The sequence below is a fragment of the Bifidobacterium scaligerum genome, assembly GCF_002802865.1.
In the GTDB taxonomy this organism is placed as follows: domain Bacteria; phylum Actinomycetota; class Actinomycetes; order Actinomycetales; family Bifidobacteriaceae; genus Bifidobacterium; species Bifidobacterium scaligerum.
The window spans coordinates 1-25,540 of record NZ_PGLQ01000004.1 but is presented as its reverse complement, the minus strand read 5'-3'; the positions used below and the strand labels follow the sequence as shown (position 1 = coordinate 25,540).

Here is a 25,540-nt window from a genome sequence, read left to right as displayed (position 1 = left end):
AGCATCGCAGCTACCAAGCCCGGCAGCATCAATGTGGATGAGGCCGAGCCTGGCACATAAGCGCACGGTGGCGTGCGCTGACAACAGTGATCGAACGCAGGAGGTTCGCTCATGGACGAGCGCAAAGACAACAGCTGGCTGGGACTGTCCGGTGATGTATGCGTAGTCACCGGAGCGGTAGGTGGCATGGGCACCGCTATCGCAGCCGAACTGGCGCATGCCGGAGCCCGATTGGCATTGGTCGATATCAGCGAAGAACATACTGCCGCATATGCAGCGCAACTTGCCGACGAATATGGTGTGGAAGCGCGCGGCTATGGTTGCGACGTTTCTGATGCCGACGATGTGGAGATTCTTAAAGATAAGGTCGTTGAGGATTTCGGCACTGTGGATGTGCTCGTCAACACGGTTGGCATTCTGCGTTTCGCGCCACTGGAGGATCTGCCGCTTTCCGATTGGAAAGATGTCATCAATGTGAATCTGACCGGCGCATTCATCCTTTCGCAAGCGTTCGGCACAGTGATGCTGGAACACAAGGCGGGCCGCATTGTACACATCTCCACTGTGGCTTCTCACTCGCCGGAAACCTTCTCGGGCGCCTATTCATGCGCCAAAGCCGGTCTTGGCATGCTTTCCAAGATGATCGCCGCCGAATGGGGGCCGTTTGGCATCCGCTCTAACTGCGTCTGCCCATGCTTCGTCAAGACGCCGATGAGCGCATCCTTCTACGCCGACCCGAAGGTGACCGAGGAACGCGAACGATTGATTGCTTCCCGTCGTATTGGAGAGGTGCAGGATATCGCCAACGCGGTAGCGTTCCTCGCCTCCAAGCGTTCCGACTTCGTCAACGGTGACGAAATCAGCGTGGATGGCGGGTTCCATTTGATGATGGGTGATCTGACTCCCAAGCCGGGCGGTCGTCGTCAATTTGCCATCAACTCCCTGAAGCAGCGCGGACTGCTGTAATCAGTCAAACAGCACAGCACAAACAGCGCAATACAGAAAGGATTATTCATGACTTCCCTTACCGCGGCTTCAGGTGCCGGCGCAGTCGCCAAGCATGAGCCCAGCCGCTATGGCGTGCTTTCTGCGGCGTTTGTCGTCATGTTCTTCGTGGCTTCGATTGCCTTGTTCAGCGTGTTTTTGAACCCGCTTTCCGAGCAACACGGTTGGACGCCGGCCGAAGTCAGCCTCTCATACTCCATTTTCCAAACCGTGATGGCCGTCACCGGCATCTTTTCCGGACGTATTTCGGATAAGTTCGGCCCACGCACGGTGATGCTCGTCGGTGGTTTTGTCTTCGGTCTCGGCTGGTTCCTGACCGGCATGGCCGACAGTCTGCCGATGCTGTATATCTGCCATGGTCTCATCGCAGCAGTCGGCAATGGCTTGGTGTACAACCCGGCACTTACCACCGCACAGCGCTGGTTCCCGGATATTCGAGGCAAAGCATCCGGCATCCTCTTGGCCGCAGCCGCCATCGGCCCGGCCACACTTGCTCCGGTAGCCAACGCCCTGTCCAGTGCGTTCGGTGTTTCCAATGCGCTGAAGATTCTCGGCGTCACCTTCTGGGTGACCATTACAGTGGGCTCACTGTTCGTGCACCCCGCGCCAGCGGATTATCGACCCAAAGGTTGGGAACCTCCGGTCGCCGACAGGCCGGCAACTGTCGCATCGGCCCAAACTGGCGATGATGGAAGCTTCGACTTCAAGGCCATGCTCACCTCGCCACGCTTCTACATTCTGCTCGCCGTCTACGCGATGGCAGCCACCTCCGGCACCATGCTGGTAGGTGCCGTCTCCTCCATCTCGCAGGAACATGTGGGAGCCGTGGGCACGATGACCGCTGCCGCATTCGGTGCCATGGCCGTATCCATCTCCACCATCTCCAACTTCCTAGGCCGTTTGACGTTCGGCGCGCTCTATGACAAGTTCGGCGCATTCAAATGCCTGTCGTTGATGCTGGTGATCACCGCACTCGCCATGGTCGCCATGTCGTTCGCCTACAACGCCGTGTTCTTCGTGGCCTGCGTGATTGTGCTCGGCTTCGCCTTTGGCGCATTGCTGGTCATTTACCCGCCACTGACCGGTGAAACCTTCGGCACCAAGCACCTCGGTGTGAACTACGGCATCATGTTCCTCGGCTATGCGCTCGGCGCCTGGATCGGCCCGCGCTTGGCCACCGGCCTGCACTCCGAGGCTTACGGATACCGCATCGCATTTTATGCAGCGGCTGGCATCACGGTGCTCGGCTTGGTGATTGTGCTGCTGCTCGCCGCCAAAGTCAAGAAAACCGGCACGATGATGCCGGTGAGGAAGTAATCCCTCGCCTCTGGCTCCCCTTGCTAGGGGAGCTGTCGCCAAGGTGACTGAGGGATAGCTGCAGAGTCGCACTACGCCCATTCGATATATAGATAAAGGAGCAATGATGACAGAACAACTTCGATTGGCCGTTATTGGCGCTGGTGCCATGGGCCGCGACCATATCCGCTACATTCAGGACGATGCCGACGCTCGTCTGGTGGCCATCGCCGATCCGATGCCTGCCACCGAACAAGTGGCCAAAGACGCAGGCGTGCCATGGTTCGCCGATTACCAGGAGATGCTGGAGTGCACTGCGCTGGATGGTGTGGTGATTGCTTCGCCGAATCACCTGCATGTGCCGATGGCTCGCGAAACCATCAAGCATGGCATCCCCACTTTGGTGGAAAAGCCGATCAGCGATGATTTGGATGATGCTCGCGCGTTTGCCGCCGAAGCCCGCGTTTCGGGCGTGCCGGTACTGGTGGGGCAGCACCGCCGCCATAATCCCAAGGTTCGCCGTGCCAAGGAAATCATCGAATCCGGTGCACTCGGCAAAATCGTGACCGTGGCGATACTGTATAACCTGTACAAGCCGGACACCTACTATGACATCCCCTGGCGCAGGCAGAAGGGTGCCGGTCCGATTCTGGTGAACATGGTGCATGACGTGGACCTCATGCGTTATCTCATCGGCGAGCCAGTGGAGATTCAGGGCATGTCCGCGAATGCCGCACGCGGATTCGAGGTGGAGGATTCTGCCGTGGCTACCGTGCGGTTCGCCAACGGTACGTTGGGCACCATCACGTTGTCTGATTCGGCGGCGAGCCCGTGGAACTGGGAATCCACCGCGCGTGAGAATCCGTTCTTTGCGCCATACGACACGGATGCCTATTACATCATGGGCACTAAGGCCTCGCTTTCGCTGCCCCGGCTGCATTTGTTCTCTCATGCCGGTGGTGTGAGTGACTGGACCAAGCCATTCGTCTGCGAAGTGCAAGGTGTGCGCGAAGGATTGCCGCACCGTTTGCAGCTGAAACATTTCGAACGTGTGATTCGCGGCGAGGAGGCACCGTTGGTAACCCCCGAAGATGCGATCAAGACGCTTGAAGTGTTGAACGCCGTGAAGCGTGCGGCGGACGGCGGAGAACTCGTGCGGCTGTAGATTTTCGCCGGTGCGCTGCGGTACTCGTGGCGCTCTGTGGTGCGCTGTTTCATACTTTTCGCGCGAATAGTGCGCGATGAGGCCCTTGCGGGGGCTTTCCGCGCACTATTCGCGCGAAAAGTATGTTTTGAAGTGCTCTGGTGCAGCCGGAAAACGGTTTTCGTGCGAAAAGTACGATTGGAAAGATAGGGAATACGTCTTATCGAATTAACATTCGATATAATGGCTGGCATGGTAGCAGCGACGAAAAACAAACGAGTGCGTAAAAGTCCCGAAGAACGTCGCGCCGAAATCGCGCAGGCGGCGGTGCGTCTGGTGGGGGAGAAGGGATATTACGGCACGTCCTTGAAAGATGTGGCGGATGCGGTGGGCATGAGTCAGCCGGGTCTGCTGCATTACATCGGCAACAAGGAGGGATTGTTGTCGATGCTGATTACCGATAATTACGATACGTTTGGCACTCCGGACGACTTTATGAAGTCTGGATTGCCGGGCAGTGCCCCTGAACGCCTGCTGTTTCCTTCATATTTGCGCTATCTGGTTCGTTATAACGCGCAACGGCGCGAGTTGGTGCGGCTGTACATGAGTCTTGAAGCTGAGGCGTTCAGCCCGGAGCACCCTCTGTTCGAGTACTTCGAGCATCGTCCGGAGGCGGTGTGGGATCATTACTCGCGATACCCGTGGGTGATTCCCTCTCAGTTGGGCTTGTGGGAGGAGTCCATGAAGCCTGTGGTGCGATTGTGCATCGAGGCAATGGACGGCGTGCAGTTGCGCTGGATGCGTCAGCCTCCGGTGGATCTCTATGACGAGTGGCTGAAGTTTGAGGCTCTCATTTTCCCTGCGCCGCTTTGGGATAACTATCGCTGATGCCTTGACTGGTCTGATTGATTGATGCGCTGCCGACAGTGTCGTTGGTGGCGCATCAGTACTATATGCTTTTGAATAATTTCTGATAGATAAAAATATTTCCGCGTGTCGTGTTGGGCGTTTTCCGCTGTTAAATGATGGAATTTCAACGTTTTCATGTATCTAATAGTTGTTATATAAAAATTTGACAAACGAGTCGTGCGCACTTATGCTAATGGCATATCTAATGTATGTTAGATACATGTCAAAGCAGACACAGGAAAAGGAAACACGAGGTCAAGGATGAGTGCTTCAACCGCAATCCCCGCAGACGAGCGTCTGGCGGCCTTCAATGCGAACATCGCCGCGGCAGATAAGGATCCGTCGCTGTCGCCCGAAACCGGAAAGACCATGGATAAGGTCACTCTATTCCGCTTTGGCGCGGGCTTCCTGGTCTTCGGCCTGCTGTGGATGAGCGGCCTGGCCATCGTCTCTGCCGTGCTGCTCACCAAGCATCTGCAGTCCATCTTCGGTCCGGATGTCGAAGGACTGACCGGTGTGATCAACGCATGCACCGCAGTGGCTTCGCTGGTCTCCAACCTCCTGTTCGGTACCCTGTCCGATCGTTCCCGCTCCAAGTGGGGTCGTCGTACCCCGTTCATCGTGCTTGGCGCCATCCTCGGTGGCGTGACCCTGTTTCTCACCGGCATGGTCTCCAACGCCGTGGCCATCACCATCATCTACTGCCTGTGCATGTTTGGCCTCAACGCCATGATCGCCCCGCTGGTCGCCATGATCTCCGATCGTATCCCGATGAACGTGCGCGGCACCATGTCCGCCTTCTTCGGCGCTGGCCAGACTTGCGGCGCTCCGATCGGCACCCTCATCGGCTCCGCCTTTATTCTCAACCCGTTCCCGGGCTTCATCCTCGCCGGTATCCTCATGTTCCTCGGCGGTATCGTCGCCGTGCTCATCGTGCCGAAGGAATCCTCCGCCGACTTCCTGCCTAAGGACGAGGGCAAGGCCTCTGATGTGCTTAAGAGCTTCATTCCTCCGAAGTTCTCCACCGCTCACGACTTCTACAAAGCTTTCGCCGGTCGTCTGTGCATGTTGCTGAGCTACCAGATGATCACTGTCTACCAGCTGCTCATTTTCCAGAAGTACATCGGCCTTGACGACAAGGCTGCCGGTGCCGCCATGGCCACCATGTCCGTGATCACCATGGTCGTCTCCCTCGGCGGCTCCGTGGTCGCCGGTCCGATCTCCGACGTCATCGGCCGTCGCAAGCTGCCCGTCATCGCCGCCTCCGTGCTGTTCGCCATCGGTATGGCCATGCCGTGGATCATGCCGACCACGCTGGGCATGTTCCTCTACGCCGGCATCGCAGGTCTCGGCTATGGCGTCTATTCCTCCGTGGACCAGGCACTGAACGTGGACGTACTGCCCAACAAGGAAGAAGCTGGTAAGGATCTTGGTGTGCTGAACCTTGCCACCACCCTGGGGCAAATGCTCGGCCCGGTGCTCATGTCCGTGATCACCATGACCCTCGGCTACGCCGCCGCTTTCCCGATTTCCATCGTGTTCGCGTTGCTCGGCTGCGTATTCATCATGATGATCAAGGGCGTCAAGTAAGTCTCGCGCTCAGGTGCAAAATCAACCTACGGCTGCGGCCGGTCCGCTCGAATAACTTCAGTGGGCCGGCCGTTCGCATACGCAAAGCCGGTAATCCATCCAACCGAAAACAACCAATCAAACCCAGACATAAGGCAGGGGAGTGACCTGACGATGAGCAAGCACAGCGTAGACCGTATTCTGTTCGGCGCCGCCTACTACGACGAATACATGCCTGCCGGCGAGGACCGCATCGAAACCGACATGAAGATGATGGACGCGGCCGGCATCAACGTGATCCGCATCGCCGAATCGACCTGGAGCACCTGCGAACCGCAGCCAGGCGTCTTCGACTTCAGCCACGTGGACCGCGCGCTGGATGCCGCACAGCGCCACAATATCTCTGTGATCGTGGGCACGCCCACATACGCCGTGTCCGCATGGCTTGTGCGTATGCACCCGGACGTGCTTGCCGTAACCCCAAACGGACCCGGCAAGTATGGACCGCGCCAGATCATGGACATCGTCAACCCCGCCTACCGTTACTATGGCGAGCGCGTGATCCGCGAACTCATCAAGCATGTGGCGAACCACCCGTCCGTCATCGGCTATCAGGTGGACAACGAGACCAAGTACTACGATTCCGTGAGCCCCGACATGCAGGCGCTGTTCGTCAAACACCTGCGCGCCAAGTTCAACGACGACCTCGACCAGCTCAACGCCCACTTCGGCCTCGACTACTGGTCCAACCGAGTGGATGCGTGGGAGGACTTCCCGGACGTGACCAACACCATCAACCAGTCGCTGCGTGGCGAGTTCGACCGCTTCCGCCGTGCGCAGGTGGCCGAATTCCTCGCATGGCAGGCGGACATCGTGCGCGAGTACGCCCGCGATGACCAGTTCGTGACCCAGAACTTCGACTTCGAATGGCGCGGCTACTCCTACGGCGTGCAACCGGCTGTGGATCACTTCAAGGCCGCGGCCGCCGTGGACATCACCGGCGTGGACATCTATCACCCCACCGAGGACGAGCTGACCGGCACCGAAATTGCGTTCGGCGGCGACATGACCCGCTCCACCAAGAACGGGGCCAACTATCTGGTGCTCGAAACCGAGGCGCAGGGCCAGCACGGCTGGGTGCCGTTCCCCGGTCAGCTGCGTTTGCAGGCTTACTCGCACTTGGCTTCCGGTGCGGACATGGTGGAGTACTGGCATTGGCACTCCATCCACAACTCCTTTGAGACGTACTGGAAGGGCCTCCTGAGCCACGACATGGAGTCGAACCCCACCTATGAGGAGGCTGGCGTGTTCGGCCGCGAGGTGGCCGACCCGGCCGTGGGCGAGCGTCTGATCCATCTGAAGAAGTGCAACAAGGTGGCCATCATGGTCTCCAACGAGGCTTTGTCCGCGCTTGAATGGTTCCGCGTGGAGACCGGTTTTCCGGATGGTGTCGGCGTCAACTACAACGACATCGTGCGCCGTGTGTACGACGCGCTCTTCCAGCTCAACGTGGAGTGCGACTTCCTGCCTGTGGACGCGCCCACCGAACGCCTCGCCCAGTACGCCATGATCGTGACCCCAGCGCTCTACTGCACGCCGGAGGAAACCATCGCCCGGCTGCGCGGCTTCGTGGCCGGTGGCGGACACTTGGTTTCTGTGATGCGTTCGTTTGTTGCCGACGACGAGGTGACCGTCTGGCATGACCGCGCGCCGCATGGACTCACGGACGTGTTCGGCTTGACCTACAATCAGTTCACCCGCCCGAAGGGCCGCGTGCCGGTGGTGTTCGCGGACGACTCCGCGCTCGCCGGTGCGCCTGAGGCTCCGGCCGAAGCGCTTATCGAACTGCTCAAGGCGGATGCGGCGGCCGGCACCGAAGTGCTTGCCCGCTACGGCCACTACGCCTGGGACTCCTATGCGGCCGTGACCCGCCATGTATTCGGCAAGGGCAGCGCCGAATGGATCGGTACCCTGCTCGACGCCGAGACCATGAAGGCCGTGATGCGCGAGGCCGTAGCCCACGCCGGCATCGAACCGGCCGGACTGGCGCTCGCGGGCAAGGTCGTCGTGCGTCAGGGGTCGAACCAGGCCGGTGAAACCGTGACTTATCTGCTCAACTACTCGGCCGAGCCGGTCTCGTTCGCCAGCCCCGTGACTGGATCTGTAGTCGTGGCCCCGCAGATCGTGGGCTCCGACGGTCTGATCGACGAGGTCTCGTCCGCCTCGCTCTCCGTGCGTCCCGGCATGCCGGTCGCGGTCGGCGACGAGTTGACCATCCCACGCTGGAACCTCGCTGTCATCGCTGGCTGAGTGGCTTCCAACGCTGCGGCATCTATGTGATCAAGGAGGTATCTATCGAAAGGTAGATACCTCCTTTACTATCCGTGGAGAGCGGTAAGACACGCCGGTAAATCTTAATGAATACTTTGCGTTATCATTTATCTAGTAGCCGTTAGATAAAGAAGTCAACTGACAGCGAAAAGACATAACTCAACGAAGAGCCGCACGGGTCGCCTGAGCCGCGGGCCCGCGCAACAATCACCGAAAGAAAGGAAATCCATCATGACCACATGGATCGCCACCACCCCGGACGCCAAGCTCGTGGACCGTTCGGCCGAAGTTGCGGCCACCGGTGCGACCGCCGCCCCGGACCTGCAGCTCGACGGCAACGAATACCAGGCGCTGCGCGGTTTCGGCGGGTGCTTCAACGAACTCGGCTGGTTGCCGCTGCAGACCGTGGCCGAAGCCGAGCGCGACCAGATCATCAAGGAGCTCTTCGATCCTGAAGAGATGAACTTCACGTTCAATCGCGCGCCCGTGGCCGCCAACGATTTCGCCGACCACTGGTACAGCTACGACGAGGTCGAAGGCGACTACGATATGGAGCACTTCTCCGTCGAGCGCGACGAGGAGACCTTGATCCCGTACATCCACCGTGCTCAGGAATGGCAGCCGGATATGCGCCTGTTCTCCAGCCCGTGGTCCCCGCCGACCTGGATGAAGCGCCCGAAGGCCTACAACTACGGCCGTCTCATCCAGACCCCGGAAAACCTCAAGGCCTACGCCAAGTACCTGGTCAAGTACATTCAGGCCTACGCCGAGCATGGCATCACCGTGAACCAGCTGCATGTGCAGAACGAGGTGTTCGCCGACCAGAAGTTCCCGAGCGCCCTGTGGGACGCCGAGGCTCTGAAGGTCTTCATCCGCGACTACCTCGGCCCCGCCTTCGACGAAGCCGGTCTCGACACCGACATCTGGCTGGGCACCCTGAACGGACCGGAAGACATGAAGTGGACCGGCGGCGGCTACGGCATGGCCCTCAACAACTACAACCGTTTCGTGGACAACATCCTCTTCGACGATGGCGCCCGCCACTACATCAAGGGCATCGCCTACCAGTGGGCCGGCCAGAACTGCATCGCCCGCACCCACGAATCCTGGCCCGAGATCGAGCTCATCCAGTCCGAATCCGAATGCGGCGACGGCCAGAACACCTGGGAGTACGCGGAATACGTGTTCCATCTGATCAACCACTACTTCCGCAACGGCGCCACCGCATACACCTACTGGAATATGATTCTGGACGATCAGGATTCCACGTGGGGCTGGTGGCAGAACTCTCTGTTCACCATCACCGCCGACACCCATGAGGTGCGCCGCAACCCCGAGTACTACGTGATGCGCCACTTCTCCAAGTACGTACGCCCCGGCGCGGTGCTGCTCGGCACTGTCGGACACTTCAACTCCATGGCCATCGCCTTCCGCAACCCGGACGGCACTGTGGTCGTCGTGGCCCAGAACGCACTGGAGAACGAGATGCCGTTCGAGTTCGCCGACCCGGCAAACGCCTCCCGCGGCCTCAAGGTCACGCTCGCCCCGCGCTCCTTCAACACCTTCATACTCGACTGATTGTTGTTGGTCGTCTTAAGACTCTCCTCATTGCTCCAGTGAGGAGAGTCTTTCTTAATTTCGTTAGTTCGTGGACTGCTGACAAAACCATGGTTTTGTTGTGACGCGCAGTAGAAACCGTTTGTTACCGCTTGGTAATGAAGTGGGATACACTAGGCGTCTATGGCCGCAGAAACCACTTCCGATCGCAAACGAGTCCGTAAGACGCCGCTGGAGCGCAAGCGCGAAATCCTCGATGCCGCAGTGAGGCTGATCTCCGAGCGAGGGTACAACGGTACGTCTGTGCAAGATGTCGCGGATGCCGTGGGTGTCACCAAACAGGGCGTACTGAGGTATATCGGCAGCAAAGATAATCTGCTGGGCATGGTGTACCTCGAAAAATACAACGTAGGCGGCAATGTGGCCGAGTTCTGTGCGTCCGGTTTGCCAGGCTCCATGGCCGATGACCTTAGGCTGCCTGCGTACTTCCGGTATTTGGTGCGATACAATTCGCAGCGTCGTATGCTGGTTCAGCTTTTTTCCGTACTGCAGGTAGAAACGTTCAATCCTGATCACCCGCTACATGATGTGTTCGCCGATCGTCAGGATTCGATTTGGCGATACTATGCCGGCTTTGATTGGCGTATCCCGCCTTCATTCTCCTCATTCGATGAGGTTCGCCCCACCGTGCGCAAGGCATTGGAGGTCATGGATGGCATCCAGTTGCGTTGGCTGCGCGAACCCGCCATCGACTTGAACGAAGAATGGGCCGAATTCGAGCCGCTGTTGTTCCCCGCGCCACTGTGGGACGGCTACCGTTGAGGTAAGGGTCGGAACTCAAGGCTTTGCGGACTGTTGGAAGGTGCTCAACCGGCTCTAAGTATGCGGGTGCTGTGTTATGGCGCATACTGAGTAACTGTTTGCTGAAATTCCATGACGCTTTATGTTGTGTTTTCCGCGTGTTGCGCCGTATGTCGCGTTAAACTACCAATTGGTAATTAAAGATGTTCGATTTCATCGAGGAAAGCGAAACCGCCATGGCTGAAACCACCGCAACCGTAGCAACCCTGCCCTACAAGAACCCTGACCTGTCCGCCTCCGAGCGCATTGCCGACCTGCTCTCTCGTATGACGCTGGAGGAGAAGGTCGGCCAGATGATGCAGCTCGACGCCCGAGGTGGAGACTTGGATGACCTGATTGTCAACAAGCACGTCGGCTCCATCCTGCACACCAGCCCGGAAGACCTGCCACGTGCCGTGAAGACCGTCAACGAGAAAACCCGCCTCGGTATTCCGCTGGTCATCGGCGACGACTGCATCCACGGCTACTCTTTCTGGCCTGGTGCCACGATCTTTCCCTCGCAGCTTGGCATGGCATTGAGCTGGGATGCCGAAAAGGTGCGTCAAGCGGGCCGTGCCACCGCTGAAGAGGTCTCCTGCACCGGCGTGCACTGGACCTTCTCCCCAGTGCTGTGCATCGCGCGCGACACCCGCTGGGGCCGTGTGGATGAAACCTTCGGTGAGGACCCGATGCTGATCGGCGAACTCGCCTCCGCCATGGTCAAGGGCTATCAGGGCGGTGCCAAGGCCGGTGAGGAGCTGCCGAAGGACGCCATTCTGGCCTGTGCCAAGCACTTCGCCGGCTACTCCGAAACCCAAGGCGGACGCGACGCCTCCGAGGCGGACCTGTCTCATCGCAAGCTTGAATCCTGGTTCCTGCCGCCGTTCGAGCGCGTGGCCAAGGAAGGCTGCGGTACCTTCATGCTCGGCTACGAATCCATCGACGGTGTGCCGGTCACCTTCAACAAGTGGCTGCTGACTGACAAGCTGCGCGGCGCATGGAAGTACAACGGCACGCTGATCACCGACTGGGATAATGTGGGCCGCTCTGTATGGGAGCAGAAGGTCAAGCCGGATTATGTGCATGCCGCTGCGGATGCAGTCAAGGCCGGCAACGACTTGGTCATGACCACCCCGCAGTTCTATGAGGGTGCCATCGAAGCCGTGAAGACCGGCCTCTTGGACGAGTCCCTGATCGATGAGGCTGTCGCACGCATTCTGGCGCTGAAGTTCCGTCTCGGTCTGTTCGAGGACCCGCGTCTGCCGGATGCTGAACGCATCAAGACCGTCATCGGCTCCGAAGCGCATCAACAGATCAACCTGGAGCTTGCCCGCGAAGCCGTGGCGCTGCTGCGCAACGACGGTAGCCTGCCGTTCGCGGCGAGCAAGGCCAAGCGCATCGCCGTGGTCGGTCCGCTGGCTGACGATGCGCAGAACCAGCTCGGCGACTGGACCGGCAACTCCGGACAGGTTTCCTGGATGCCGGATGGCCAGCCGCGTGAGATGATCACCACCGTGCTCGACGGCATCAAGCACTTTGCCGCAGATGGCACTGAGGTTGTGTATTCGCGTGGTGCCAACATCGTGGACCTTGTCACCGATCCGGCCGGCGAACTCTATCCGGATGGCCAGCCTCGTCCGAAGATCGGTGTTTCTGCCGCCGTCGACCAGGCGATGCTCGACGAAGCCGTGTCCAACGCTCGCCAGTCCGACCTGATCGTGGCCGTAGTGGGCGATACCGTCCAGCTCACCGGTGAAACCTGCTCCACCGCCACCCTCGAATTGCTCGGCGGTCAGAACGCGCTGCTCGACGCACTCGCAGCCGTGGCCAAGGAAACCGGCAAGCCGATGGTCACTGTGCTGATAAGCTCCAAGCCGCAGATTCTGCCCGCCTCCATCGTGGGGGAGAACGGCGTATTCGCCAAGCGCGTGAGCGACCCCGAAACTGGCACCGGCTCCATTCTGTGGGCCGCCAACCCGGGCATGAAGGGCGGCCAGGCCGTCGCCGAAATCATCTTTGGCCTGACCAACCCGTCCGGTCGTCTGCCCGTCACCTTCCCGCGTCATGCCGGCCAGTTGCCGGTCTACTACAACCAGGTGCGCGGCCAGCACGGTGACCGCTACGCTGACCTCACCCAGGATCCGGCATTTGCCTTCGGCGAGGGGCTGAGCTATACCACGTTCGAGTATGGTGAACCGGTTATCACCGGCGGTGCGACAAACACCGACGGCACTTTCGCCGAATCCGACACCGTGCACGCCGAAATCACCCTGACCAATACAGGCGATCGTGCTGGCACCGAGGTCGTACAGGCCTACATCGGCGACGTCGTGACCTCCTACAGCTGGACCGACCGCGAACTGAAGGCCTTCCAGCGCGTGACGCTCGACCCCGGTGAAACCAAGACCGTTGCCTTCGATATCCCGGTGGCCGACTGCACCATCGTGGATTCCGAAGCCAACCGCATCGTGGAGCCCGGCGAATTCGAACTGCTCATCGGTCATTCGTCTCGCCGCGAAGACCTGAAGCGCACCACCTTCACTGTGGCATAAGTCTCGCGGTTATCCGGTCCGATATCTCTTGTTCCCGTCTCCATATGAGGCGGGAACATTTCTTTTATTGCAGAAGCAGGACGGTTTATTCCCGCGGTCCAATGGTTCGGACGTTGTCTTAATGGTTGCGTCGGTATCCGTCCCACGTGGGCAATGGCATAAGTACGTTTTCACAATCGTCCCACATGTCCATAAGATTTTGTCCGGGTGTGCGCAGCCAGCGCAGCTGAATGCCGTCCATCATCGAAAATCCAGCTTGCAGCACATGTTCCACGTTCACGCCGCCCGGTACGCACCAGTTGATGTTCAGCGCATTGGCGACGGTTTGACGCTCGCGGTCGACAAAGTAGGCATGTGCGGGATGTTCGGGATCCAAGGCCTCGGCGCTCAGCGTGGAGAACATATGTACCAGTGCTGGGCGTTTGGCGTTGATCTGTACGATTCTGCGCCACATATCGGCGATGAGCGGACGGTCTTCGCCGATCATCGCAGCCATGACGTCGATGGTCTCGCGGTCGTATACCTCGCTTAGCACCAGTTCGAGCAGGCCTTCCTTACTGCCTACATAGTGCAGTACGCCAGCTTTGGTGAGTCCCACTTCGGTGGCGATGCGCTGCAATGAAGTGCCGTAGTAGCCGAGCTTGCCGAAGGATTCGACGGTGGCTTCGATGATGGCATTGCGGCGATCATCGCTTTGCGTATTGGGGGAGGTGCTGCTCATGAAGGCAACCTTACGGTCGGTTAGTAGTGTTTTCAAATGATTCTGGCGTGTTGTGATTTTAGATTTGATAATCTACCTACCGATCGGTTAGTCAAGGGAAAACGGTTTGGAATTCGCGGAAGAATTTCATCGAGCGAGAAGTCCGGCATTCCATAACGTTCGATATCTCAAATCGTTAACTCCCGTTGCCGAACCGCAAACACAGTCGCTGACGTACATACTCGAAGAAAGAGGTTCCCATGAGCGAACAGACTTACCCTTCCGTCAAAGACCTGACCGTCGAAGAGAAAGCGTCCCTCACCTCCGGCGGTGACGCTTGGCATCTGCAGGGCGTCGAGTCCAAAGGCATTCCCGGCTACATGATCACCGATGGACCTCACGGTCTTCGTAAATCCCTGGCCTCCAGCACCGGCGAAACCGATCTGGACGACTCCGTGCCGGCCACCTGCTTCCCGCCGGCAGCAGGACTCTCCAGCTCGTGGAATCCGGAGCTCATCCACCAGGTCGGCGAAGCCATGGCCGAGGAATGCGTTCAGGAGAAGGTGGCCGTGATCTTGGGCCCCGGCGTCAACATCAAGCGCAACCCGCTCGGCGGTCGCTGCTTCGAATACTGGTCCGAAGACCCGTATCTGGCCGGTCATGAAGCGGTCGGCATCGTTGCCGGCGTGCAGTCCAAGGGCGTGGGCACCTCCCTGAAGCACTTCGCCGCCAACAATCAGGAAACCGACCGTCTGCGCGTTGACGCACGCATCAGCCAGCGAGCCCTGCGTGAAATCTACTTCCCGGCCTTCGAGCACATCGTCAAAACCGCCCAGCCATGGACCATCATGTGCTCCTACAACCGCATCAACGGCGTCCACTCCGCCCAGAACCATTGGCTGCTGACCGACGTGCTGCGCGACGAATGGGGCTTTGAAGGCATCGTCATGTCCGACTGGGGTGCCGACCACGACCGCGTGGCTTCCCTGAACGCCGGTTTGAACCTCGAAATGCCGCCGAGCTACACCGACGATCAGGTGGTGTACGCCGCCCGTGACGGCCGCATCGCCCCGGCCCAGCTCGACCGCATGGCCCAGGGCATGATCGACCTGACGAACAAGGCCCGTGCCGCCATGAGCATCGACGGCTACCGTTTCGACGTGGATGCGCACGATGAGGTGGCCCATCAGGCCGCCGTGGAATCCATGGTGCTGCTCAAGAACGATGAGTCAATCCTGCCTCTTGATCCGAACGCTCACGAGAAGATCGCCGTCATCGGCGAATTTGCCCGCACCCCGCGTTATCAGGGCGGCGGCTCCTCGCACATCACCCCCACCAAGATGACCAGCTTCCTCGACACCCTCGCCGAGCGCGGCGTCGAGGCCAGCTTCGCCCCCGGTTTCACGCTCGATCTTGAGCCTGCCGACCCAGCTCTGGAAGCCGAGGCCATTGAGGCCGCCAAGACGGCCGACAAGGTGCTCATGTTCCTGGGACTCCCGGAAGCCGCCGAATCCGAAGGCTTCGATCGCGAAAACCTCGACATGCCGGCCAAGCAGATCGAACTGCTTCGTAAGGTTGCCGACGTGAATCCGAACGTGGCCGTGGTGCTTTCCAACGGTTCCGTGGTCTCCGTACATCCGTGGGCCAAGTACGCCAAGGGCATTCTGGAATCCTGGCTGCTTGGGCAGGCTGGTGGCCCGGCGCTCGCCGACGTGATCTTCGGCAAGGTGAGTCCTTCCGGCAAGCTCGCCCAGTCCATTCCGCTGGATATCAACGATGACCCGAGCATGCTTAACTGGCCGGGCGAGGAAGGCCATGTGGACTACGGTGAAGGCGTGTTCGTCGGCTACCGCTACTACGACACCTACAACAAGGCCGTCGATTACCCGTTCGGCTACGGTCTAAGCTATGCCACGTTCGAGGTCTCCAATGTCTCTGCCGCCAAGACCGGCGCCAACACCGCGTCCGTGACCGCCACCGTCACCAACACCTCTGCAGTGGACGCCGCCGAAACCGTGCAGATCTACGTGGCTCCGGGCAAGGCGGACGTGGCTCGCCCGGTACACGAGCTCAAGGGCTTCGAGAAGGTGTTCCTGAAAGCCGGCGAGTCCAAGACCGTGACCGTCGACCTTGGCGAGCGTGCGTTCGCCTACTGGTCCGAGAAGTTCAACGACTGGCATGTGGAGGCCGGCGAATACGACATTGAAGTCGGTGTGAGCTCTCGTGACATTGCCGCAACGGTGAGCGTGGAGCTCGACGGCGACGGCAAAACACAGCCGCTGACCGAATGGTCCACGTTCGGCGAATGGTCCGCTGATCCGGTGGGCTCCAAAATAGTCGACGATCTGGTTGCGGCCGGCGAGAGGGGTGAATTGCCGAAACTCACCGATAACGCCATGATGCGTATGTTCCTGAACTCCATGCCGATCAATTCGCTGCCCACGCTGATGGGCGAAGCCGGCAAGGACGTCACCAAGTTCCTGCTCGATGGTTACGCCGAACTGAACAAGTAAAAGAACGTACGATTTGGCTCCCCTCTATGAATCGGTAGAGGGGAGCCTTTTGCGATGTGCTGTGATGCGCGACACGCTGATTGTTGCATGTGCAACTGTTGTATGTGGTACGTATTACACTGTTTCGTTGCATATACAACAGTTGCAGATGCGACGCAACTGTCGGGCAGAAACAGCAGTAAGCAAGCGAAATGGGGGAGAGCCGTGGATCATCATGCCCTCAGTATCGAAATGCGTTCACTGAGCAAAGCCGTAGATCGATATCTAGGCGAAAGCATGCCGGAGTCAGCCCGTATGGCCACCGGCGGCAACGCCCATATCATCATCTTCCTGGCACGCAACCGTGGACGGGACGTCTATCAGCACACCATCGAACAGAAATTCTGCATCACCCGCTCTACAGCGTCCCGCGTATTGACGCTGATGGAGAAGAAAGGCCTGATCGTGCGCGAGCCGGTGGCCCATGATGCCAGACTCAAACGCATCGTGCTCACCAGCAAGGCCGATTCCATCGTGGCCGACCTCAAAGCCAACGGCGAGCGTGTGGAACGTTTGTTGGTCGAAGGGCTGTCCTCGGAAGAGCAAGCAGCTTTACGCGATTGCGTCAGACGCATGCGAGCGAACATCGATGCCGCACAACGAGAATACGAACGCGATATGAAGGAGGAGAATAAATGAGCGATACCGCAGCCAAGCGCAATGCCGCAGCCGGCAATGTGACGGCGGAAGACAGCGCAGCCGCCACCGAGGCGGCCATCGAACGTTCGCGCAAAGCCGTCGAGCCGGAGCGCCCCAAGCACATCATCCGCACACTGGCCGGATCGATGCGCGAATACACCAGGGAAAGTCTGCTGGCTCCGTTGTTTGTGTTCATCGAAGCCATTCTGGAAATCGTGATTCCTACGGTGATGGCCACCCTGATTGATCAGGGCATTACCGGCGGCAGCATGCCCGCCATCATCAAATTCGGCCTGATTCTCTTGGTCTGTTCCCTTGTCTCTCTAGCTTGCGGCTTCCTGGCCGGAAAGTACGCCGCCATCGCAGCGGCAGGCTTTGCCAAGAACCTGCGCCGAGACCAGTTCGAACAGGTGCAGCGATTCAGCTTCACCAACATCGACCGCTTCTCCACCGGCTCCATCATCACCCGTTTAACCACTGACGTGACCAACCTGCAGATGGCCTACGGCATGATGGTGCGTATGGGCGTACGCGCCCCGATCATGGTGATCGTGGCGTGGATCTTCTCTTTCCGCATCAGCCCGTCGATTTCGATGGTGTTCCTCGCCTGCATCCCGATCTTGGCCATCGGCCTGTGTGGACTCGCGGTGCTGGTGCACCCGGTATTCGAGCGTGTGTTCCACACCTACGACGCGTTGAACAACGTGGTGGATGAGAACCTGCAAGGCATCCGCGTGGTGAAGTCCTACAACCGCGAATCCTTCGAAATCCACAAGTTCGATCGCATCTCCAAGCACATCTTCAAGGACTTCACGCTCGCCGAGCGCATCATGAGCTTCAACAGCCCGATCATGATGTTCTGCATCTACGCCTCGATGATCCTGATCTCCTGGATGGGAGCCCAGCAGATCGTAGCCTCCGGCAACAATGCCGCACTGGGACTCACCACCGGTGATCTGACCGCACTGGTGACTTACGCCATGCAGATTCTGATGGCCATGATGATGTTGTCGATGATCTTCGTCATGTTCATCATCTCCCAGGCTTCCGCCGAACGAATCTGCCAGGTGCTGCAGGAAAAGAGCACGGTGGTTGATCCGGAGAACCCGGTCAAGAACGTGGCCGATGGTTCCATCGAATTCGACGATGTCACCTTCCGCTATTCCGACAGTTCCGAAAAGCCGGTGCTTGACGACATCAACCTGACCATCCCCTCCGGCGCAACGGTGGGCATCGTCGGCGGCACCGGTTCCGCAAAGTCCTCGCTGGTGCAGCTGGTCCCCAGACTTTACGATGTCTCCGTTGGCTCGCTCAAGGTCGGTGGTCGCGACGTGCGCGAGTACGATCTCGAAGTTCTGCGTGACCAGGTGGCCATGGTACTGCAGAAGAACGTACTGTTCTCCGGCACCATCGCAGAGAACCTGCGCTGGGGTAACCCGGACGCCACCGATGAGGAGATTCGCCACGCATGCCAGCTCGCGCAGGCCGACGGCTTCATCCAGGAATTCCCGGACAAGTACGACACCTACATCGAGCAGGGCGGCACCAACGTCTCCGGCGGCCAGCGCCAGCGCCTGTGCATCGCGCGTGCGCTGCTCAAGAAGCCGAAGATCCTGATTCTGGATGACTCCACGTCCGCGGTCGACACCAAAACCGACAAGCTGATTCGTGAAGCCTTCCACCATGAGATTCCGGACACCACCAAGATCATCATCGCCCAGCGTGTGGCCTCGGTGCAGGAATCCGACATGATTCTGGTCATGGACGAAGGCCGCATCATGGCCCGCGGCACGCATGACGAACTGCTCAAGACCTGCGACGAATACCGTTCCATCTACGAATCGCAAACCAAGAACACGGCGGCGGGCCAGTCCGAGCTCGAACAGGCCGCAGCCAAGGAAGCCGAGAACATCAAGAACGCAGCAGAGGAAGGAGAGACACGATGAGCGACAAGCAAAGTTTCAAGAACCGCAAGCCCGCCATGGGCAAGCCGGCCCCCGGCACCACCAAGCGCATCTTCGGCTACATCATGCAATACAAGTGGCGTGTGGTGGCCATTGTGGTGTGCATCCTCGTCGGTGCCGCCGCCCAAGCCGGCTCCGCGCTGTTCCTCCAATCACTGATTGATACCTACATTCTGCCGATGGTAGGGGCCGAGAATCCGGACTGGGGTCCGCTGCTGCAAGCGATTACTCTGATGGGCTGCCTGTATGTGGCCGGCATTGTGGCCAGCTGGCTGTGGCAATGGTTGATCGTCACCGTCGAGCAGGGCACGCTGAAGAAGATTCGTGACGACATGTTCGCCCACCAGCAGCATCTGCCGATCCGTTATTTCGACACCAACGAACACGGCGACATCATGAGCCGCTACACCAACGATACGGATACGCTGCGCCAGGCCATCTCCCAGTCCTTCCCGCAGATGTTCGCCTCCGCCATCTCCGCGATCGCCGCTGTGATTTCGATGCTGTGGCTCTCCATTCCGATCACCGTGTTCGTGCTGTTGTTCACCGTGGGCCTGTTCTTCGTGGTCAAGGCGATTGTCGGTCGCGCGGGTCGCTTCTTCGTCAAGCAGCAGCAGTGGCTGGGTGATGTGAACGCGTTCGTGGAGGAATCCGTGAACGGGCAGAAGGTCATCAAGGTCTTCAACCATGAAGACGCCACGCAGAAGACCTTCGACGAGAAGAACGAGGAACTGTTCGCGGCTTCCGCCGAAGCCAACACCTGGGGCAACGTCACGATGCCAGTGGTGGGCAACATGGGCTACATGCTTTACATCCTGCTCGCCATCGTGGGCGGTGCCATGGCGCTCGCCGGCGTGGGCAACGTGGGATTGAACGGCTTTGGTCAGCTGACCCTCGGTACGCTGATCTCCCTGTTGACCCTGTCCCGTTCGTTCATCAACCCGCTCGGTCAGGTGTCCATGCAGCTCAACATGGTGATGATGGCGCTCGCCGGTGCCTCCCGCATCTTCGCGCTGATGGATGAGACCGTCGAGTCCGATAATGGCACGGTGACTTTGGTCAACGTGGAGCTTGGCGAAGACGGTCGTACGATGACGGAAGTCGATCATGAGACTGGTCATTGGGCGTGGAAGCGTGAAGCCGGTGACGACGGTACCCGTTCGTTGAAGGCCGCCGAAAAGCTGCACGGGGCCGCCCGTGAAGTGGCGCTGAAAGCCAAGGAACAGGCGATTACCTCACCGGACGGCCGCTTGACGCTGCTGCAGGGCGATGTACGCTTCACCAACGTGACGTTCGGCTACAATCCGGACAAGCCTGTACTGCACGACATCACTTGGTTCGCCAAACCCGGCCAGAAGATGGCGCTCGTCGGTGCCACCGGTGCCGGCAAGACCACGGTGACTAACCTGATCAATCGTTTCTACGATATTCAGGAAGGTCAGATTCTGTACGACGGCATCGATGTGAAGAACATTCGTAAACCTGATCTGCGCCGTTCGCTCGGCATCGTGCTGCAGGACGTGAACCTGTTCACCGGCACCGTGATGGACAACATTCGTTATGGCCGTCTGAACGCCACCGATGAGGAATGCATCGAGGCGGCAAAACTGGTGAACGCGGACGGCTTCATTCGCATGCTGCCGCAGGGCTATCAGACCGTGCTCGAAGGTGATGGTTCAGGTCTGTCCCAAGGCCAGCGCCAGCTGATCTCCATCGCACGCGCCGCAGTGGCCGATTCCCCGGCCCTGATTCTCGATGAGGCAACCTCCTCGATCGACACTCGCACCGAGGAAGTGGTGCAAGCTGGTATGGATGCGCTGATGAAGGGCCGTACGGTTTTCGTGATCGCCCACCGTCTGTCCACCGTGCGCAACTCCGACGTGATCATGGTGCTCGACCACGGCAACATCATCGAGCGCGGCTCGCATGATGAGCTGATCGCGCAGAAGGGCGAGTATTACCAGCTGTACACAGGTGCGGTGGAACTGGAGTAATACGGACTGCTTGGCTAGGTCAAGCTGATCTTGTCGTAAGAATATGCTGAGGCTCTCCTCGGTCAACCGGATTGACGGGGAGAGCTTTTGACATTTTTGCGTGACCAATATTGTCCACTCATCTCCGCATAATAGGAAAGCTTGTGTCTGGAGGGAAGACCCGCTAGCACAGCACAGCAATATAAGTTGCGGGAGGAGACCACTCGTGGCTTCGAACCTTACATATGTGCGGATAAATAACGAGTCAAGACCGCATATGCGTAGGCAAGAGGTTGCTGGTGGCGACCATTTGAACCGCGTTATAGAAAGAAGAACCATATTATGGCTCCCAAGAAGAAAGTCTCAGCGCTGATCAAGCTGCAGATTCAGGCAGGCAAGGCCAACCCGGCCCCGCCGCTGGGTCCGGCCCTCGGCTCCCATGGCGTGAACATCATGGACTTCTGCAAGGCTTACAATGCCCAGACACAGGACAAGATGGGTCAGGTCATCCCTGTCGAGATCACCGTTTACGAGGATCGTTCCTTCACCTTCGTTCTCAAGACCCCGCCGGCCGCAGCCCTGCTGAAGAAGGCTGCTGGCATCGAGAAGGGCACCGAGAACCCGCTGACCCACAAGGTCGGCTCGGTCACCAAGGCGCAGGTTCGCGAAATCGCTGAGACCAAGATGGAAGATCTGTCTGCTCGCGACATCGAGGCCGGCATGAAGATCATCGAGGGCACCGCTCGCTCGATGGGCATCACGGTTACGGACTGATAAGGAGATAGACAGATGGTAAAGCGTTCCAAGAAGTACCGCGAAGCCGCTGAGCGCGTCGATCGCAACAACCTCTACACCGCCAACGAGGCCATCGCTCTCCTGAAGAGCATGCCCTCCTACAACTTCGACCAGACCGTCGAAGCTGTGTTCCGTCTGAACGTTGATCCGCGCAAGGCTGACCAGCTCGTGCGTGGTACCGTCAACCTGCCTCACGGCACTGGTAAGACCGCTAAGGTCCTCGTGTTCGCTCGTGGCCCGAAGGCCACCGAAGCTACCGAGGCCGGTGCCGATATCGTCGGTGATGACGACCTGATCGCCAAGGTTCAGGGCGGCTTCCTCGACTTCGATGCCGTGGTTGCCACCCCGGACATGATGGGCAAGGTTGGCCGTCTGGGTCGTGTGCTCGGTCCGCGTGGCCTGATGCCGAACCCGAAGACCGGCACCGTGACCATGGATGTCACCAAGGCTGTCAAGGACATCAAGGGCGGCAAGATCGAGTTCCGTGTCGACAAGAACGGCAACCTGAGCTTCCTGATCGGCAAGCTGAGCTTCGATGAGGCTGCTCTGGACGAGAACTTCAAGGCTGTGGCTGACGAAGTCAAGCGTCTCAAGCCGTCCACCGTGAAGGGCCGTTACCTGACTAAGGCGACCATCACCTCCACGATGAACCCGGGCGTGCCGGTTGATCCGAGCATCCTGGCCTGAGCGAGGCTAGCTGAATAAGCTGAAAGCTATTAAGGGATCTTCCCAATTGGGAAGGTCCCTTTTTGTATTGTGCACAGTTGCTTGCATGGCCAGAGTTACTTACCGGAGCGGGAAAGTCGGTGCGGAATACATTTGTGGCATTCATGGAAGAACAATGGAGTTGAACGTGGCGTGAATTGTTATGACACGCCGTCGGATATTCGGTGTCGGTTCCTGTTGGCGTGGGAAACAGGCGTAATGTAGCGATCAAGGCGTGGGTTCATCAAATTTCGACACGCCGAGGGAACGCCGGCGTTGCAACGTTTTGGCGTGTTTTCGTGTGCCTTGGTTTGCGTGTTCGTGGTTTTGCGTGTAAGTTATTCATCTGTTGCCGCTCGGCACGGCGGGCTTCTGCCCCTGATGGTTCGGGGTCCTGTCTGCTGGTGTGGTGGTGGTTTGAGAACTCAAGAGCGTGTTTGTACTACTTCTTTATAGTCAATGATTGCCAGCTTGTCTCGTGCCCGGCCTGTTTCGTGGTCGGGTCCTTGGTTGGTTGAAACGGGACGAGGTTTTTGTGAGTGTGTCCTTTTCCTTAAAAGGATTGCTCGTCTTTTTCTTAATTTTGAGAGTCATCTATGGTTCTCTTCGCTAAGTTTTTTGTGGAGGGTTCGATTCTGGCTCAGGATGAACGCTGGCGGCGTGCTTAACACATGCAAGTCGAACGGGATCCATCAAGCTTGCTTGGTGGTGAGAGTGGCGAACGGGTGAGTAATGCGTGACCGACCTGCCCCATGCACCGGAATAGCTCCTGGAAACGGGTGGTAATGCCGGATGCTCCACACTGCTGCATGGCGGTGTGGGAAAGCTTTTGCGGCATGGGATGGGGTCGCGTCCTATCAGCTTGACGGCGGGGTAACGGCCCACCGTGGCTTCGACGGGTAGCCGGCCTGAGAGGGCGACCGGCCACATTGGGACTGAGATACGGCCCAGACTCCTACGGGAGGCAGCAGTGGGGAATATTGCACAATGGGCGCAAGCCTGATGCAGCGACGCCGCGTGAGGGATGGAGGCCTTCGGGTTGTAAACCTCTTTTAGCAGGGAGCAAGCGTTAAGTGAGTGTACCTGTTGAATAAGCACCGGCTAACTACGTGCCAGCAGCCGCGGTAATACGTAGGGTGCAAGCGTTATCCGGAATTATTGGGCGTAAAGGGCTCGTAGGCGGTTCGTCGCGTCCGGTGTGAAAGTCCATCGCTTAACGGTGGATCCGCGCCGGGTACGGGCGGGCTTGAGTGCGGTAGGGGAGACTGGAATTCCCGGTGTAACGGTGGAATGTGTAGATATCGGGAAGAACACCAATGGCGAAGGCAGGTCTCTGGGCCGTTACTGACGCTGAGGAGCGAAAGCGTGGGGAGCGAACAGGATTAGATACCCTGGTAGTCCACGCCGTAAACGGTGGATGCTGGATGTGGGGCACGTTCCACGTGTTCCGTGTCGGAGCCAACGCGTTAAGCATCCCGCCTGGGGAGTACGGCCGCAAGGCTAAAACTCAAAGAAATTGACGGGGGCCCGCACAAGCGGCGGAGCATGCGGATTAATTCGATGCAACGCGAAGAACCTTACCTGGGCTTGACATGTTCCCGACAGTGGCAGAGATGTCACCTCCCTTCGGGGCGGGTTCACAGGTGGTGCATGGTCGTCGTCAGCTCGTGTCGTGAGATGTTGGGTTAAGTCCCGCAACGAGCGCAACCCTCGCCCCGTGTTGCCAGCGGATTATGCCGGGAACTCACGGGGGACCGCCGGGGTTAACTCGGAGGAAGGTGGGGATGACGTCAGATCATCATGCCCCTTACGTCCAGGGCTTCACGCATGCTACAATGGCCGGTACAACGGGATGCGACAAGGCGACTTGGAGCGGATCCCTGAAAACCGGTCTCAGTTCGGATCGCAGTCTGCAACTCGACTGCGTGAAGGCGGAGTCGCTAGTAATCGCGAATCAGCAACGTCGCGGTGAATGCGTTCCCGGGCCTTGTACACACCGCCCGTCAAGTCATGAAAGTGGGCAGCACCCGAAGCCGGTGGCCTAACCTCTTCGGAGGGGGGAGCCGTCTAAGGTGAGGCTCGTGATTGGGACTAAGTCGTAACAAGGTAGCCGTACCGGAAGGTGCGGCTGGATCACCTCCTTTCTACGGAGTTTTTCAGGCTCGTGTTCGCGAGCCGGTGTGGGCCGGACGGCCGGGAGGTTCCCGGTTGGTTTCCGGTTGCTGGTGTGGAAGATTTCATGGGCTTTCGGCTTGTCCGTCGTGGGATGGCCGTGGAGTGGTGCGGATGCGCTTTTGGGCTCCCGGATCGCCACCCCGAGGCTTGTGGTCTCGGTGCGATTCGATGCCCCATGGGTTCGGCCCGTCGGTTTGGTTCCGGCGTGGTCGTTTCCGGTGGGTGCGTGGTGGCTTGAGAACTGGATAGTGGACGCGAGCAATTGGAGGAGCCATTGTGGTTTCTTCCTTTTGCTGTCGATTTCGATTCGAACTCGAAGATCATTGTGGTTTTTGTGTTCGTTCGATCGTTTAGTGTGATCATTTTTGATGTGTTGTGATGTGTCGTCTGGGAATTCGCTAGATTTGAATATTGATTCTTGCCGGTTATATGGCCGTGTGGCCGTGTTGCTTGCAAGGGCGTGTGGTGGATGCCTTGGCAGACAGGACCGATGAAGGACGTTGCAGGCCGCGATAGGCCTCGGGGAGCCGCCAAGCGGGCTTTGATCCGAGGATTTCCGAATGGGGGAACCCGCCAGCCGTCATGGGTTGGCACCGCCTTCGGGCGGGGGGTACGCAGGGAAGTGAAACATCTCAGTACCTGCAGGAAAGGATATTCCGTGAGTAGTGGCGAGCGAAAGCGGATGATGGCCAAACCTCATGCGTGCGATACCCGTCGGGGGTTGCGTGTGGGGTGTTGTGGGAGCATGCGTGCCGGCGCCGACGCGTCGGCCGGCAGTTATAAAGCCGTGTGTCAGGGGAACCGGATTGGATGCCGGGCCGTAGAGGGTGATGG

At 58.9% G+C, this 25,540-nt stretch carries 15 protein-coding genes, 2 rRNA genes and 1 pseudogene; 17 read left to right on the top strand and 1 reads right to left on the bottom strand.

Features of this window, described 5'->3' with window-relative positions:
• Positions 1-111 precede the first annotated feature (111 nt).
• From CUU80_RS07135 to CUU80_RS07095, 9 genes are all read left to right on the top strand, one after another.
• The gene (locus tag CUU80_RS07135; protein WP_100496630.1) at positions 112-966 is read left to right on the top strand and encodes an SDR family NAD(P)-dependent oxidoreductase; all 855 of its coding nucleotides are present in this window, start codon (positions 112-114) and stop codon (positions 964-966) included.
• A 48-nt stretch (positions 967-1,014) separates the two neighbouring features.
• Positions 1,015-2,322, top strand: a complete 1,308-nt coding sequence (locus tag CUU80_RS07130) for an L-lactate MFS transporter (protein ID WP_100496629.1) — start codon at positions 1,015-1,017, stop codon at positions 2,320-2,322.
• Positions 2,323-2,428: 106 nt separating this feature from the next.
• Positions 2,429-3,466: a Gfo/Idh/MocA family protein gene (locus CUU80_RS07125; protein WP_100496628.1), complete on the top strand. Its 1,038-nt coding sequence runs from the start codon at positions 2,429-2,431 to the stop codon at positions 3,464-3,466.
• 222 nt (positions 3,467-3,688) lie between these two features.
• Positions 3,689-4,333 (top strand): TetR/AcrR family transcriptional regulator, encoded by a 645-nt coding sequence (locus CUU80_RS07120; RefSeq protein ID WP_439329976.1) that lies wholly within the window; start codon positions 3,689-3,691, stop codon positions 4,331-4,333.
• Positions 4,334-4,615: 282 nt separating this feature from the next.
• Positions 4,616-5,944 carry an MFS transporter gene (locus tag CUU80_RS07115; protein ID WP_100496627.1) on the top strand — a complete coding sequence of 443 codons (1,329 nt, stop codon included), beginning with the start codon at positions 4,616-4,618 and terminating at the stop codon, positions 5,942-5,944.
• A 153-nt stretch (positions 5,945-6,097) separates the two neighbouring features.
• Positions 6,098-8,233: a beta-galactosidase gene (locus CUU80_RS07110; protein ID WP_100496626.1), complete on the top strand. Its 2,136-nt coding sequence runs from the start codon at positions 6,098-6,100 to the stop codon at positions 8,231-8,233.
• A 252-nt stretch (positions 8,234-8,485) separates the two neighbouring features.
• Positions 8,486-9,832, top strand: a complete 1,347-nt coding sequence (locus tag CUU80_RS07105) for a glycoside hydrolase family 30 protein (RefSeq protein ID WP_100496625.1) — start codon at positions 8,486-8,488, stop codon at positions 9,830-9,832.
• 162 nt (positions 9,833-9,994) lie between these two features.
• Entirely contained in the window at positions 9,995-10,633 is a 639-nt protein-coding gene (locus CUU80_RS07100; RefSeq protein ID WP_100496624.1) for a TetR/AcrR family transcriptional regulator, read from the top strand.
• A gap of 215 nt (positions 10,634-10,848) precedes the next feature.
• Entirely contained in the window at positions 10,849-13,203 is a 2,355-nt protein-coding gene (locus tag CUU80_RS07095) for a glycoside hydrolase family 3 N-terminal domain-containing protein (protein WP_100496754.1), read from the top strand.
• A 118-nt stretch (positions 13,204-13,321) separates the two neighbouring features.
• Here CUU80_RS07095 and CUU80_RS07090 read toward each other — a convergent pair whose 3' ends face one another.
• Positions 13,322-13,924 carry a TetR/AcrR family transcriptional regulator gene (locus CUU80_RS07090; RefSeq protein ID WP_100496623.1) on the bottom strand — a complete coding sequence of 201 codons (603 nt, stop codon included), beginning with the start codon at positions 13,922-13,924 and terminating at the stop codon, positions 13,322-13,324.
• Between the two features lie 239 nt (positions 13,925-14,163).
• Between CUU80_RS07090 and CUU80_RS07085 the strand changes: the two genes are divergently transcribed.
• The 8 genes and pseudogenes from CUU80_RS07085 to CUU80_RS07040 all read left to right on the top strand — a co-directional run.
• Positions 14,164-16,416, top strand: coding sequence for an exo-alpha-(1->6)-L-arabinopyranosidase (locus tag CUU80_RS07085; protein WP_100496622.1), 2,253 nt, complete (start codon positions 14,164-14,166; stop codon positions 16,414-16,416).
• 204 nt (positions 16,417-16,620) lie between these two features.
• Positions 16,621-17,067: pseudogene (locus tag CUU80_RS07080) on the top strand (MarR family winged helix-turn-helix transcriptional regulator); the annotation flags it as partial.
• Between the two features lie 173 nt (positions 17,068-17,240).
• Entirely contained in the window at positions 17,241-19,040 is a 1,800-nt protein-coding gene (locus CUU80_RS07075) for an ABC transporter ATP-binding protein (RefSeq protein WP_243388696.1), read from the top strand.
• Positions 19,037-21,052, top strand: a complete 2,016-nt coding sequence (locus tag CUU80_RS07070) for an ABC transporter ATP-binding protein (RefSeq protein ID WP_100496619.1) — start codon at positions 19,037-19,039, stop codon at positions 21,050-21,052. Before CUU80_RS07075 ends, CUU80_RS07070 begins: the two co-directional genes overlap by 4 nt.
• A 321-nt stretch (positions 21,053-21,373) precedes the next feature.
• A complete protein-coding gene (rplK, locus tag CUU80_RS07065) occupies positions 21,374-21,805 on the top strand; it encodes a 50S ribosomal protein L11 (protein WP_003829785.1) in 432 nt (143 codons plus the stop codon).
• 15 nt (positions 21,806-21,820) lie between these two features.
• Positions 21,821-22,513 carry a 50S ribosomal protein L1 gene (rplA, locus tag CUU80_RS07060; RefSeq protein ID WP_100496618.1) on the top strand — a complete coding sequence of 231 codons (693 nt, stop codon included), beginning with the start codon at positions 21,821-21,823 and terminating at the stop codon, positions 22,511-22,513.
• Between the two features lie 635 nt (positions 22,514-23,148).
• Positions 23,149-24,675, top strand: a 16S ribosomal RNA gene (locus CUU80_RS07050).
• A gap of 473 nt (positions 24,676-25,148) precedes the next feature.
• A 23S ribosomal RNA gene (locus tag CUU80_RS07040) occupies positions 25,149-25,540 on the top strand; the annotation flags it as partial.

What these genes read in the sequence shown, in the direction of transcription:
- CUU80_RS07100 (WP_100496624.1), top strand. Translation starts at nt 9,995, where the DNA reads ATGGCCGCAGAAACCACTTCCGATCGCAAACGAGTCCGTAAGACGCCG.
- CUU80_RS07075 (WP_243388696.1), top strand. Translation starts at nt 17,241, where the DNA reads ATGCGCGAATACACCAGGGAAAGTCTGCTGGCTCCGTTGTTTGTGTTC.
- CUU80_RS07125 (WP_100496628.1), top strand. Translation starts at nt 2,429, where the DNA reads ATGACAGAACAACTTCGATTGGCCGTTATTGGCGCTGGTGCCATGGGC.
- rplA (WP_100496618.1), top strand. Translation starts at nt 21,821, where the DNA reads ATGGTAAAGCGTTCCAAGAAGTACCGCGAAGCCGCTGAGCGCGTCGAT.
- CUU80_RS07105 (WP_100496625.1), top strand. Translation starts at nt 8,486, where the DNA reads ATGACCACATGGATCGCCACCACCCCGGACGCCAAGCTCGTGGACCGT.
- CUU80_RS07110 (WP_100496626.1), top strand. Translation starts at nt 6,098, where the DNA reads ATGAGCAAGCACAGCGTAGACCGTATTCTGTTCGGCGCCGCCTACTAC.
- rplK (WP_003829785.1), top strand. Translation starts at nt 21,374, where the DNA reads ATGGCTCCCAAGAAGAAAGTCTCAGCGCTGATCAAGCTGCAGATTCAG.
- CUU80_RS07120 (WP_439329976.1), top strand. Translation starts at nt 3,689, where the DNA reads ATGGCTGGCATGGTAGCAGCGACGAAAAACAAACGAGTGCGTAAAAGT.
- CUU80_RS07135 (WP_100496630.1), top strand. Translation starts at nt 112, where the DNA reads ATGGACGAGCGCAAAGACAACAGCTGGCTGGGACTGTCCGGTGATGTA.
- CUU80_RS07095 (WP_100496754.1), top strand. Translation starts at nt 10,849, where the DNA reads ATGGCTGAAACCACCGCAACCGTAGCAACCCTGCCCTACAAGAACCCT.
- CUU80_RS07130 (WP_100496629.1), top strand. Translation starts at nt 1,015, where the DNA reads ATGACTTCCCTTACCGCGGCTTCAGGTGCCGGCGCAGTCGCCAAGCAT.
- CUU80_RS07085 (WP_100496622.1), top strand. Translation starts at nt 14,164, where the DNA reads ATGAGCGAACAGACTTACCCTTCCGTCAAAGACCTGACCGTCGAAGAG.
- CUU80_RS07115 (WP_100496627.1), top strand. Translation starts at nt 4,616, where the DNA reads ATGAGTGCTTCAACCGCAATCCCCGCAGACGAGCGTCTGGCGGCCTTC.
- CUU80_RS07070 (WP_100496619.1), top strand. Translation starts at nt 19,037, where the DNA reads ATGAGCGACAAGCAAAGTTTCAAGAACCGCAAGCCCGCCATGGGCAAG.
- CUU80_RS07090 (WP_100496623.1), bottom strand. Translation starts at nt 13,924, where the DNA reads ATGAGCAGCACCTCCCCCAATACGCAAAGCGATGATCGCCGCAATGCC.